This is a genomic window from Achromobacter sp. 1L-A-4-B-C2, assembly GCF_057291955.1.
Genome location: NZ_JBXAWP010000001.1, coordinates 1,380,483 through 1,393,114, shown reverse-complemented (window position 1 = coordinate 1,393,114; position 12,632 = coordinate 1,380,483). Strand labels below are relative to the sequence as shown.

Genomic DNA, 12,632 nt, shown 5'->3' with positions numbered 1-12,632 from the left:
TGAAGGACGCAAAAACGCCATCCCCGCTGCGACCGATGGCACCGCTTTGGTGCGCGCCACCGGGCGCATCTGGTGCGTCAGTTCATGCGGAACGTATGCAAGGTGGTGCCGCCGGGGCCGCCTTGGGACAGCGGCGCCTCGGGCACCCAGCCGTCTTGCGTCAGCACGGCGTCCAGCGGGAAGTCGTGGGGAGCGGCCTGGTAGTCGGCATCCAGCTCGCCGCAGCTCCAGGCGATGCCGATGGTGATGAAAGGATGTCCGCGCTCGCGCAGCGCGGCCAGGGTGCGGTCGTAGTAGCCGCCGCCGTAGCCCAGGCGGTCGCCGTGTTCGGTGTAACCCAGGGTGGGCACCAGCACCACGTCGGGCAGCACGTCCGGGCCGGCAACGGGTTCCTGGATGCCGTAGGGGCCGGCGCGCAGCTCGGCGTCGGGCGTCCAGGACAGGAAGGAAAGCGGCGCATTGCGCTCGCGCACCACGGGCAGCGCCACGCCGACGCCGTTTTCGACCCACTGCGTCAGCAGGGGGCGCAGGTCGGGCTCGTCGTCCATGGGCCAGAACGCGGCGACCGTGGCGGGGGCGGGGCGGCCGGCGCGCACAGCTTCGTCGCGGGCCACATTCAGCCAGGTGAACAGGCGCGCGCGCATCAACAAACCGCCGCGGCTGCGCTGGTCTTCAGGCATTTCGGCACGCAGTTTCCGCAATCGCGTGCGGTGCTGGACTGCGGTATCCTTTGGAGTATTTTGCGTAGTCATGCAGTGGCTGTAATGGGGGTGGACAATGAAGGCGAACGTGCTGGAATCGGGCATGCGGAATAGAGGCATGTGTACGGATATGTACACGAACATGCACGTGGACATGCACGTGGACATGCACGTGGACATGCACGTGAACATGCACGCGGACATGCCATCGGCCATGCGGCTGTCGGGCAATGTCGTGCAGCTGTGTGGCAAGGCCTTCGTATGACGGCAAATCAGGGACGCGGCATGACACGTGCGCAGCAATCTGGACGGTATCAGAAAATCCATCGGAAATCCCCGCAAGCCAGGGACAAGCCTGACACGCCCGACACCCGCCTGGCCCTGCGCCGCTGGCTGCCGTTGCTGGCGCTGTTCACCGCCGCCTGTGCGCCGGTGGATGCGCAACAGCGCAGCGCCGCCATCAACACGCAACCCCAGCCGCCCGTGCAGTCGGCGCAATCGGCGGCACAACCGCTGATTGCCGTTCCTCCCGCGGTGCTGGCCGGCCTGCCCCCTACCGCCGACACGCCCGCCCTGGCCGCCGTCGTGGCCGCGCGCGAAGCCATGAACCGCAAGCAGTGGTCCATCCTGGGCGCGTTGGTGCCGCAAGCCAAGTCCGACACGCTGGGCATGTACCCCGAATACTGGCTGCTGCGCTATCAGCTCTGGACGCCGCCGGCCACCGGCCGCCCCACGGCCGACCTGCAACGCTTCATCAGCAGCAATGGCGACGCCTACCTGGCCGACCGGCTGCGGGGCGACTGGCTGCTGGCCGCCGCCCGCAGTGGCGATTTCGAAACCGTGCGCAAGCTGGCGCCGGTCAAGAACAGCAACGCCCAGATCGAATGCGCCATTCTTGACGCCAAGCACATGACCGGCCAGCGCGCGACCGCCGCGCAAGCCATGTCCGCCTTCGCGCCCGGCAGCGCCTGCTGGGCCTTGTACGACCAATTGGTGGCCGACGGCATCCTGGGCTGGGAACAGCTGGAACCGCAACTGCGCGACGCCATCGAGGCCGACAAGACGACGGACGCGCGCAAGCTGGTGCAGTACATGTTCGAGCCGCGCGACCTGAAAACGTACGACGTCCTGATGAAGGACCCGATGAAATGGCTGACCCGCCAAGACCGCATGCCGGTGGGCCGCAACGAAAAAGAACTGGTCACCATCGCCTTGGCGCGGCTGGCGCGATCGGATGTCAGCGTGGCCGATTCCTACCTGCGCCGCGAATGGGCCAAGTCCATGTCCAAGCCCAACCTGGCCTGGGTGCGCGGGCAATACGCCCTGATGGCGGCGCTGAAGCTCGATAGCCGCGCCGACGACTGGTATCACGAAGCCGGCCACATCCGCATGACGGAATACAACGCCGGCTGGAAGGTGCGCGCCGCATTGCGCCAACCCAAGATCGACTGGAAGTGGGTGATCGAATCCATCGACGAGATGCCGCCCGCGCAGCGCAACGACACGTCTTGGGTGTACTGGAAGGCGCGCGGCCTGGCGGCCACTGGCCGCAAGGATCAGGCCAACGCCTTGTACGCCAGCATCGCCGACCGCTTCGATTTCTACGGCCAGCTGTCGGCCGAAGAGTTGGGCCGCCGCATCAATGTGCCGCCGCGCCCGGCGCCCATCAACGACCGCGAAATCGCCGAGGCCCGCGCCAACCCGGGCTTGCAGCGCGCCGTGCAGTTGTTCCGCCTGGGCTGGCGTGCCGAAGCGGTGCCGGAATGGAACTTCACGCTGCGCGGCATGAGCGACCGCCAGTTGATGGCGGCCGCCGAATTGGCCCGCGCCGAAAACATCTACGACCGCGTGGTCAACACGTCGGATCGCACCGAAAAAGAGTTCGACTTCAGCCAGCGTTTCATCGCGCCGTTTGAAGGCCGTGTCACCGCCAAGGCCAACGCCATCGCGCTGGACCCGGCATGGGTCTACGGTTTGATCCGCCAGGAATCGCGCTTCATCATGGACGCGCGTTCGCACGTGGGCGCCTCGGGTCTGATGCAACTGATGCCGGCCACGGCCAAGTGGGTGGCGGGCAAGATCGGCATGACCGATTTCACGCCCGCCAGCGTGAACGATTTCGACACCAATACCGAACTGGGCACCAACTACCTGAACATGGTGCTGCGCGACCTGAACGGGTCGCAGATGCTGGCCAGCGCGGGCTATAACGCCGGGCCGCGGCGTCCGCACAATTGGCGCTCGACGTTCTCGCATCCCGTCGAAGGCGCGATCTTTGCCGAGACCATCCCGTTCAACGAAACGCGCAATTACGTGAAGAACGTGATGTCCAACTCGGTGTATTACGCGGCAATGTTCACCGGCCAGCCGCAGTCCCTGAAAGAGCGCCTGGGCAACATCGTGCCGCTGGGCGCCGAAAGTACCTCGATTCCATGACGCAGGACCCCGCCATCAACGGCTTGCAGGTGTATATCGTGGGCGGCGCGGTGCGTGACGCGCTGCTGGGCTTGAAGCCGGGTGACCACGACTGGGTGGTGGTGGGCGCAACGCCCGAAGACATGGTGCGTCGGGGTTTCATCCCCGTCGGCGGGGATTTCCCCGTGTTCCTGCACCCGCGCACCAAAGAGGAATACGCCCTGGCGCGCACCGAGCGCAAGTCGGGCCGTGGCTACAAGGGCTTTACTTTCTACACCGGCGCCGACGTGACGCTGGAAGAAGACTTGCGGCGTCGCGACCTGACGGTCAACGCCATCGCCCAGACGCAGGACGGCACGCTTGTAGACCCGTTGGGCGGCGTGGCCGACGTGCACGCGCGCGTGTTTCGCCACGTGGGCGAAGCTTTCCAGGAAGACCCGGTTCGCATCCTGCGGCTGGGCCGCTTCGCCGCCCGCTTTGATGATTTTTCCGTGGCGCCCGAGACGATGGCGCTTTGCCGCGCGATGGTCGACGCGGGCGAGGCCGACGCGTTGGTCGCCGAACGGGTGTGGAAGGAATTGTCGCGCGGGCTGATGGCTAAAAAGCCGTCGCGCATGCTGGATGTGCTGCAAGATTCCGGCGCATTGGCGCGCGTGATGCCCGAATTGCAAGGCGTTGCCGACGTGGGTGCCGACGTGGATCGCGCGGCCGGGCTGGGGTTGTCGATGCCCGGCCGATACGCGCTGCTGTGCCGCCTGACGCCCGAGCGCGAGGCGCTGGGCCGACGCATGCGCGTGCCCACCGAATGCAACGACTATGCGCGTTTGTTGCCCGAGGTATTGCTGGGCCTGGACGCGGCTGAACAAGCCGCCAACAACAGCGACGCCACCGAGGCGCAGATGGCGCTGATGGAACGCGCCGACGCGCTGCGCAAGCCCGAGCGCTTTTTCGATCTGCTGAAAACCGCCGCCATCCTGCGCCCGGTGGACATGGGCGCCTGGCAGGCAAGGGCGGATGCGGTGCGCGGTGTGGACGCAGGCGCCATTGCGAAAGCTTGCGCGGGCGACCCGGCGCGCATCAAGGACAGTGTCCGGCAAGCAAGGCTGGACCGGCTGCGAGCCGGATAGCTCGGCGTGCCAGCCGGACGGCTTGGCCCGCCGCCACAACTTTGCCCGCCGCTACAGCTTGCCCAAACGGTCGCCGCGTGAAAAACCTGTCAGCGGTTCCGTGATGCCACGGCCCACGGCCAGCACCTTGAACAGCTCGCCCATTTCCGCCTCGGACAGCAGCTTTTGCACCGGCGCCACAGCCTGCGCGTATTGCTGCACATCCGACGGGTCCAACTGGCCCAGCAAATCCATCAACCCGGCGTTCATCAAGAAGCGCGCCTGCGACGTGTAGCCCAGCACTTGCAGGCCAGCTTCCAGCGCCGCATCGGCCATGGCGGTGAAATCCACGTGCGCGGTAATGTCCTGCAAGCCCGGCGCGGTGAAGGGATCGCCGTGCGCGTGATGACGCAAATGGCACATCAGCGTGCCGCCCGCGCGTTGCGGGTGGTAGAACTCGCTGCGCGGAAATCCGTAGTCCACCAGCAGCGCCGCGCCGCGCTCCAGCCAACTGCCCATCGCGGCAATCCAGGCTTCGCCTTGCAGATTGATTTCGGACACGTAGCCGGGCAACGCCGGCATGCGCGCGGCGACGGCTTCGGCCAAGGCAGGCGATGCGGGGCGGTCGCTCCAGACGAAGTGCTGCTGCGCGTCCAGCGCCACGCCGCGCTCCATCACGGCGCCGTCCTCGCTCCAGCAAAACAGCGATACGGGCATCGCGTCCAGCACCTCGTTGGCCAGCACGCAGCCGGCGAAGGCGTTGGGCAAGGCGTCCAACCATTGCACGCGGTCCCCGAAAGCGGCCAGGCGTTCGGCTTGGCGCGCGCGCAAGTCGGCAGACACTTCCAGGATCAGGTATTGCGTCTGGTCCAGGCCCTGCGCATCCAGCTCGCGCAGCACGCCTTCGGCCAGCGCGCCCGTGCCCGCGCCAAATTCCAGCACGGCTTGTGTCTGCGTCTGCCGCAGCACCTGCGCAACCTGACGGGCAACGGTGCGGGCAAACAGCGGGGTCAGTTGCGGCGCGGTGACGAAGTCGCCCGCCGGCGCCTTGGCGTCGTCGTTGCCATCGGCCAACTTGACGTTGCCGGCCGCGTAATAGCCCAACCCCGGCGCATACAACGCCTGCGCCATCCAGTGGTCAAACGGCAACCAGCCGCCATTGGCCGTAATGGCGGCGCGCAGCTGTGCGGCGGCGGCGTCGCTATGCGCCTGGGCGGCGGGTGACAACGGGGGAAGGTTGGCGGGGGCAGGGCGTTGCATGGCGGGTTCGGGCGTAGGCATGACGGCATTTTCCCAAAAAAAGGTGCGGCCGTCCGGCTGTGGGCGGGTGTCTGGCGACGGTAATGCACAATGAACAAAAAAAACCCCGCGACGAACGCGGGGTTTTTTACTGCGGGCTTAGCGGGGCGATTTAGCCGCGACGGTCAGCCGGCTTGGCAAAGCGCTTGGCGGGGCCGCCGGGGCGCTTGTCGAACGCGGGCTTGGCGCGGAAGCCGCCTTCCGGACGGTCGCCGCCACGGAAACCGCCTTCACGGGCAGGACGATCGCCAAAGCTGGGGCGGGCGTCACGGTCAGCGCCGCGGAAGCCGCCTTCGCGGGGAGCACGCTCGCTGAACGGGCGGGCATCGCGCTGGGGGCGGTCACCAAAGCTGGGACGGTCGCCGCCGAAGCTGGGGCGGGCGTCACGGTCACCACCACGGAAGCCGCCTTCACGCGGGGGACGGTCGCCGAACGGGCGATTGCCCTGGTAGCCGCCTTCGCGCTGGGGACGATCACCGAAGCTGGGACGATCGCTGAACGAACGGGCCGGGCGGTCGCCGAAGGGGCGATTGCCTTGGTAGCCGCCTTCGCGCGGGGCGCTGTCGCGGTTGCCTTGGTAACCACCTTCACGCGGCTTGAATTCGCCACGGGGTGCGCCGCCTTCACGCGGGCCGCCAAACGAACGACCTTCGCGGTTGCCTTGGTAGCCGCCGCCTTCATGGCGCGAACCACCAAAACCGCCAGGACGCTTGCCGAACGGCTTGCCGCCACGCGGGGCGCCGCTGCCGCCGGCCGACGGGCGCGGCGTGCGCTTGGGTTCCAGACCGGCGATGGTTTCCGGCGTAATCGTTTGGCCGATGTAGTGCTCGATACGGCGAACCTTGTGGCGCTCGGAGTGCGTAGCCAGCGTGAACGCCAGGCCGCTGCGACCGGCGCGGCCGGTACGGCCGATACGGTGCACGTAGTCTTCGGCTTGCATCGGCAGGTCGAAGTTAACGGCGTGGCTGATGCCTTGCACGTCGATGCCGCGGGCGGCAACGTCGGTGGCAACCAGAATACGCAGCTGGCCGCGTTGCAGTTGCGACAGCGTACGGGTGCGCTGGCGCTGGTTCATGTCGCCGTGCAGGGCAGCGGCGGCAAAGCCTTGGTCGGCCAGGCGATCGGCCAGATCGTCAGCGCCACGCTTGGTGGACGTGAAGACGATGGCTTGATCCAGCTTGGCGTCGCGCAGCACGTGATCCAGCAATTGCATCTTGTGGCTGGCGTCGTCCGCGTACAGCAGGCTTTGCGTGATGTTGGTGTGCTTTTCCTTGGCGCCGGCCATCTCGATACGCTGCGGGTCGCGCATCATCTTCGCAGCCAGCTTGGCGATCGTGCCGTCCAGCGTGGCCGAGAACAGCAGCGTCTGACGATCTTCCGGCAGGCGGCTGACGATGGTTTCGATGTCTTCGATGAAGCCCATGTCCAGCATGCGGTCGGCTTCATCCAGCACCAGCGTGTGCACGGTGTTCAGCTTGACGCGACCCGATTGCAGGTGATCGATCAGGCGGCCCGGCGTGGCGACCAGCACGTCAACGCGACGCGACAGGGCCTTCAGTTGGGCGCCGTAGGGCATGCCGCCCACGACGGTGGCGGTGCGCAGGTCAGCCAGCTTGCGGCCGTAGGTGGCCGTGGCTTCGGTGACTTGCAGAGCCAGTTCGCGGGTGGGGGTCAGCACCAGCACTTGCACGCCGACGCCCTTGTTGGCGGGCATCTGGGCAATACGGTGCAGGGCCGGCAGCATGAAGGCGGCGGTCTTGCCGCTGCCCGTCTGCGAGGAAACCATCAGGTCGTGACCGGCCAGCGCTTGCGGAATGGCAGCGGCTTGGACGGAGGTGGGGGTATTGAAGCCAGCTTCTTGAACGGCCGACAACAGAGCGGGTGCAAGACCCAGAGTTTCGAAAGACATTACTTTCCCTTGCCGCAGACAATGCGACGCAGTGCTTGGTCGGGCCAGGGGAGTAGGCGGCCGGATCCAGGCGACGGTTGATGGAGCATCGTGCCGACCGAATCAACCGTGCGCGTGGCGCGTTCTCTTATACAGATTGGAACGCAGGGCGAAAGGAAAGGAGGTCAGGAATCGATGATAGTTCGGCATGGGGGCCAGGCTAGCTTGCCTGGCAGACTGCAAAAAATTCCGCTAAATCAAAGCGGTAAATGCCGAACTCGTTTTGTGCAGTGCGGCGATCATAACCCGATTTCGCCTTGCAAGGGAATTATTTTTTTGTCCAGTCCCCAATCAATAGGGTTTTTCCCTTGGTTCACCAGCCACGCGTTGGTCATCTGAAAGTGCCCACAACCCAGGAACGGGACGGGCGGCCTGCGGGCGGACAGCGGGGAGGGGTGGTTCGCCATCAGCACCAGGTGGCCGTTGTTGTCCGGCAGCAACAAGCGCTTGGCCTGCGCATGGGCGCCCCACAGCATGAACACCTTGGGCGAGGGGTCTTGCGCGACGAGTGCGATCAACGCATCCGTCACTGTTTCCCAGCCGCGCTTGGCGTGGGAGGCGGGCTGGCCGTCCTCCACCGTCAGGCAGGTGTTCAGCAGCAATACACCCTGTTCCGCCCACGGGCTAAGGTCATTGCCGGCGGGGATAGGGGTACCTGGGTATTCCTGGGCGATTTCGTTAAAGATGTTGCGCAGGCTGGGAGGGCGCTTGCAGTCGTCGGGCACCGAAAACGCCAGGCCTTGAGCCTGGCCGGGGCCGTGGTACGGGTCTTGCCCCAGGATCACGACGCGTACGTCCGACGGCGCCATGCCGTACAGCGCGCGCAGCGGCGTGGCGGGATAGACGACGGCGCCTTCGACCAGGCGCTTTTCAACATGGGCGGTGGCCCGCGCCAGGGCATCGGCCACGGCGGGGTCTTTGAAGGCCGCCGCCCAGGCGGCGGGCAGTGCGGCCGTGTGGGCGGCGAGGGCGTTGGGAGTCAGGCGGTTATCAATCGGCATGGGCGCGATTTTGGCATAGGGGCGGCCGCCGCGCCGCGCGTTTCCCTACTGCATCACCCAGCCATGGCTGACCAGGAACGACTGGCCGGTCAGGGCCGCGCTGGGGAAGGTGCACAGGAAAAGCGCCGTCTGGGCGACGTCTTCGACCGTGGTGAAAACGCCATCCACCGTGTTGCCCAGCATGACTTTCTTGACCACGTCTTCTTCGCTGATGCCCAGTTCCTTGGCCTGCTCGGGGATCTGCTTTTCGACCAGCGGCGTGCGCACGAACCCCGGGCAGATGACATGCGAGCGCACGTTGTGCGCGGCGCCTTCCTTGGCCAGCACGCGCGCCAGACCCAGCAGCGCATGCTTGGCGGCGACATAGGCCGATTTCAGCGGCGAGGCCTCGTGCGAGTGCACCGACCCCATGTAGATCACCACCCCGCCGCGATCGTCCTTGTACATGTGCTTGAGCGCCGCCTTGGTGGTCAGGAAGGCGCCGTCCACGTGAATGGCCTGCATCTTTTTCCAGTCGGAAAAAGCGAAGTTCTCGATGGGATTGACGATCTGGATGCCGGCGTTCGAGATCAGGATGTCGATGCTGCCGTAGGCGGCCGCCACCTTGTCGATGCCCTGGTTCACGGCGTCTTCGCTGGTGACGTCCATGGCGACACCCATCGCCTTGCCGCCGGCCTGCTCGATTTCTTTCGCGACCGCGTCCGCGCCGGCCTGGTTCAAATCGGCAATGGCGATGGTGGCGCCCGCGCGCGCCAGGGTCAGCGCAATTTCTTTGCCGATGCCGCTGGCCGCGCCTGTGACGACGGCCACTTTTCCATTCAACTGGGACATGCTGCTACCTCCGGACAAGGATTGCCGGCCGGTGTATGCGCCCAGGGCGCGACGGCCGGCGACAGACGGCCTTGCGAATCGCCGGCCGGTGCCGCGCTGGTGATCCGCAAGGAATTGATCCGATGGTAGTCCTTCAGCTTGAGCGCCGGCTGAACGCCCGGCGCCCGCGGACTCATCCCTGGCGCACCGGGGCGGGAGCGCCCTCGGTAGCCGGGGCGCCGCCCGAGCGCAGCAGCAGGAAACCGACCACGGCGGAAGCCAGCGATCCGGTCAGCACTCCAATCTTGGTGGCGTCGACCGTGGCCGCGTCGGTGAAAGCCAGCGCGCCGATGAACAAGCTCATGGTGAAGCCAATGCCGCACAACATTGCCACGCCGTACAGCTGCTTGAACGTGGCATGGCGCGGCAGGCTGGCCATGCCGGTCTTGATCGCCAGCCAGGCAAAGCCGAACACGCCCAGCTGTTTGCCCAGGAACAGGCCCAGCGCCACCCCCAGCGGCACGGGTTGTGCCAGGCTGGCCAGACCCATGCCCGCGAAGGACACGCCCGCATTGGCAAAGCCGAAGATCGGAACGATCAGCAGCGCGACGGGCTTATGCAGCGCATGTTCCAGGTCGTGCAGGGGCGAATGGGCCTCGGGCTTGCCCTGGTTGCGCGGGCGCAGCGGGATGGTCAGCGCCAGGGCGACACCGGCCAGCGTGGCGTGCACGCCGGACTTCAGCACGAAGTACCACAGCAGGGCGCCCAGCAGCAGATAGGGCGTCAGGCGCAGCACGCCGGCGCGGTTCAGCAGGAACAGGCAGACCAGCAGCGCGCCCGCCATGGCCAGCGCAAACACCTGCAATTGGGACGTATAGAACAGCGCGATGATGACAATGGCGCCCAGGTCGTCAAGGATGGCCAGCGCAGTCAGGAAGATCTTCAGCGACGTCGGCACGCGGCTGCCCAGCAGCGCCAGGATGCCCAGCGCGAAGGCGATGTCGGTGGCGGCGGGAATGGCCCAGCCGCGCAAGGTGTCGGGCGTGCCCAGGTTGAGCGCCACGTAGATCAGGGCCGGCATCACCATGCCGCCCACCGCCGCCACGCCCGGCAGCACGATGCGGGATACCCCGCGCAACTGCCCGTCCAGGACCTCGCGCTTGATTTCCAGGCCGACCAGCAGGAAGAACACGGCCATCAGCCCGTCGTTGATCCAGTGCAGCACCGTTTCCTTGAGCACGACGGGCCCCGCCGTGAAGCCCAGCTTGGTGCCCAGCACGTCGAAGTAAACCGGGGCGGCGGGGCTGTTGGCGATGATCAACGCGACCAGCGCGGCGGCCATCAGCACATAGCCACCCAGCGCTTCCGAGCGCAAGAATGCCTGAAGAAAAGAGGCGGGGCGATGGGGCGTGGCCGGCTGAGTCAAAGAGCGTCCTTGAGTGAGGGTGGGTCGAAATATTTGCTGAATTTTACCTGAACAGGCGAGGCGATGCCGTGCGGTGAAGTCGATGCGGCACCGGCAAAGTGAGGCAACTGTAGTTCAACGTCGGCCAAATTCCCCGCATTCTCAGTAATTCTTGAAAAGTGCCTGGGCAGGCATTCGGTCGGATTCGTCCTATATATCGGCCCTGCAAGAGGGTCACCCGGAAAGTAAGAATTTTCTGGGGTATTTCGCGTGCGTTCCTGGCTAGCATCGCCGGGCTTAATCCTTGCCTGTGCCCTATGCGTCTTATGCCATTTCAGCCCCCCCAGCCCCCGCAGCCCCTCCATCAGCTTTCCGTGCTGACCTACCAGCCCGCCCGCCCCGGCGCGGCTCCCCGGTTGGTCGATATCGGCAGCGCCGTCAGCGCACCCCCGTCGTCAGATGCCCATGGTCGATATCAGGTAATGCACCTGGCCCCCAGCATGCGCCTGTTGGCGTGGCACGGTGAGGGCGCCCGCTTTGACATGTCTTGCCACGGCAGCATCCAGGTGTGGGCGGGCTCCCGCCTGGCCGCCTCTGAATGCCCGCATGAATGCCGCGAGCCCGGCGTCCTGGCGCTGGCTCCGGAAGACGTGGCGTACCTGGAAGCCTATCTGCTGGTTCTAGGTCAAGCGTGGCACCGCGCCGAGTCGAAGGCCGGGTCGAACGCCGGGTCGAACGGCGATACGAACGCCGATACCCACGACGCCCGCCTGCCTCAATGACTTCCGCACCCGTTGCTACCCCGGCCGCGGATGCCGGTGGCCGACTGCGCATCTTGCATACCGAAGCCGCCACCTCATTTGGCGGGCAGGAATTCTGCGTCTACAAGGAAATGGTTGCGATGCGCGACCGAGGCCATCACCTGGAACTGCTGTGCCAGCCCGGTGCCGAACTGGGCGACCGGGCAAGCGAGGCCGGGTTCACGGTGCACCGCATCGTCATGGACGGCCCGGGCAATTTTCTGCGCGGCGTGTTCTTTGTGCGCCGGCTGCTGCGGGGCGGGCGCTTTGACGTGGTCAACACGCACAGCCGCCGCGACACCGTATTGGCCGCGTGGGGCGCCAGGCTGGCCGGCGCGCCGCTGATCGTGCGCACGCGGCATCTGGCCAAGCCCATTGGTTCGCTCTATGCCTACACCTGGCTGGCGCATCGCGTCATTGCCGTTAGCCGGTATGTGCAACAACAGTTGCTGGATGGCGGCGCGCGGCCCGGCTCGGTGGCCACCATCCATTCGCCCATCGTGCTGCCGCAAGCCGCGCAACATGCCTGCGTACGGCGCGAGCTTGGCCTGCCAGCCGATGCGTTGGTGGTTGGGTGCGTGGCGGTGATGCGCGTTGAAAAAGGCCATGCCGACCTGATCGACGCCTTCGGGCGTATTGCTTCCCGCTTTCCCGACGCACATCTGGTGTTGGTTGGCGACGGCATGCCGCTGATGGCGCAGTTGCAAGACAAGGTCGCGGCGATGGGGCTGGACGCGCGCGTGCATTTCACGGGCAGGCGCCACGATATCGGCAACGTGTTGATGGCTTTGGACGTTTTCGCGTTGGCCACGCACCGCGAAGCGCTGGGCACCGTCTTCATCGAGGCCGCCGCCATGGGCGTGCCGGTGATCGGTACGAACGTGGGGGGCGTACCTGAAACCATGCAGGCAGGCGTGACCGGCCTGCTGGTGCCGCCTCGTGACCCGGCCGCGTTGGCGGCGGCGTTGGCCACGTTGTTGGCCGACCCCGCCTTGCGCCGCCGCATGGGCCGGGCGGGCCAGACGCGGATCCGGGACCAAGGTTTGTTCTGCGCCGATCGCGCCGCCCAGCAGGTGGAAACCGTGTATGGGTCCTGGCTGGCGGAACGGGGGCGCGGCGCCCGGGCGGGGTAGCCCGGTGCCGCGTG

At 66.3% G+C, this 12,632-nt stretch carries 11 protein-coding genes; 5 read left to right on the top strand and 6 right to left on the bottom strand.

All coding sequences use genetic code 11. The features are described 5' to 3' along the window. Window positions 1–77: 77 nt before the first annotated feature. Window positions 78–752: a 5-formyltetrahydrofolate cyclo-ligase gene (locus AC0Z35_RS06400; RefSeq protein WP_104142823.1), complete on the bottom strand. Its 675-nt coding sequence runs from the start codon at window positions 750–752 to the stop codon at window positions 78–80. Window positions 753–819: 67 nt separating this feature from the next. On the opposite strand from AC0Z35_RS06400, the gene AC0Z35_RS06395 reads away from it, so the two are divergent. From AC0Z35_RS06395 to AC0Z35_RS06385, 3 genes are read left to right on the top strand one after another with little or no spacing between them, the layout of a single operon-like run. Further along, the gene (locus AC0Z35_RS06395; RefSeq protein ID WP_485131099.1) at window positions 820–966 is read left to right on the top strand and encodes a hypothetical protein; all 147 of its coding nucleotides are present in this window, start codon (window positions 820–822) and stop codon (window positions 964–966) included. 20 nt (window positions 967–986) lie between these two features. Then, window positions 987–3,137, top strand: coding sequence for a lytic transglycosylase domain-containing protein (locus AC0Z35_RS06390; protein WP_219991374.1), 2,151 nt, complete (start codon window positions 987–989; stop codon window positions 3,135–3,137). After that, entirely contained in the window at window positions 3,134–4,243 is a 1,110-nt protein-coding gene (locus tag AC0Z35_RS06385) for a tRNA nucleotidyltransferase/poly(A) polymerase-related protein (RefSeq protein WP_485131100.1), read from the top strand. Before AC0Z35_RS06390 ends, AC0Z35_RS06385 begins: the two co-directional genes overlap by 4 nt. 51 nt (window positions 4,244–4,294) lie before the next feature. On the opposite strand, the gene AC0Z35_RS06380 is transcribed toward AC0Z35_RS06385, so the two are convergent. From AC0Z35_RS06380 to nhaA, 5 genes are all read right to left on the bottom strand, one after another. Further along, window positions 4,295–5,482: a class I SAM-dependent methyltransferase gene (locus tag AC0Z35_RS06380; RefSeq protein ID WP_485131638.1), complete on the bottom strand. Its 1,188-nt coding sequence runs from the start codon at window positions 5,480–5,482 to the stop codon at window positions 4,295–4,297. Between the two features lie 151 nt (window positions 5,483–5,633). Beyond that, a complete protein-coding gene (locus tag AC0Z35_RS06375; protein ID WP_046803027.1) occupies window positions 5,634–7,430 on the bottom strand; it encodes a DEAD/DEAH box helicase in 1,797 nt (598 codons plus the stop codon). A gap of 278 nt (window positions 7,431–7,708) precedes the next feature. Next, window positions 7,709–8,470, bottom strand: coding sequence for a uracil-DNA glycosylase (locus AC0Z35_RS06370; RefSeq protein WP_485131101.1), 762 nt, complete (start codon window positions 8,468–8,470; stop codon window positions 7,709–7,711). A 45-nt stretch (window positions 8,471–8,515) separates the two neighbouring features. After that, complete coding sequence (locus AC0Z35_RS06365; RefSeq protein WP_046803029.1) at window positions 8,516–9,301, bottom strand: 3-hydroxybutyrate dehydrogenase; 786 nt, start codon at window positions 9,299–9,301, stop codon at window positions 8,516–8,518. Window positions 9,302–9,473: 172 nt separating this feature from the next. Further along, window positions 9,474–10,706: a Na+/H+ antiporter NhaA gene (gene nhaA, locus AC0Z35_RS06360; RefSeq protein ID WP_485131102.1), complete on the bottom strand. Its 1,233-nt coding sequence runs from the start codon at window positions 10,704–10,706 to the stop codon at window positions 9,474–9,476. Between the two features lie 353 nt (window positions 10,707–11,059). Here nhaA and AC0Z35_RS06355 point away from each other — a divergent pair, with 353 nt between their 5' ends. Together AC0Z35_RS06355 and AC0Z35_RS06350 are read left to right on the top strand one after the other, a co-directional pair. Next, entirely contained in the window at window positions 11,060–11,467 is a 408-nt protein-coding gene (locus AC0Z35_RS06355; protein WP_185975330.1) for a hydrogenase, read from the top strand. Next, window positions 11,464–12,618: a glycosyltransferase gene (locus AC0Z35_RS06350; RefSeq protein WP_314355300.1), complete on the top strand. Its 1,155-nt coding sequence runs from the start codon at window positions 11,464–11,466 to the stop codon at window positions 12,616–12,618. Before AC0Z35_RS06355 ends, AC0Z35_RS06350 begins: the two co-directional genes overlap by 4 nt. Window positions 12,619–12,632 lie beyond the last annotated feature (14 nt).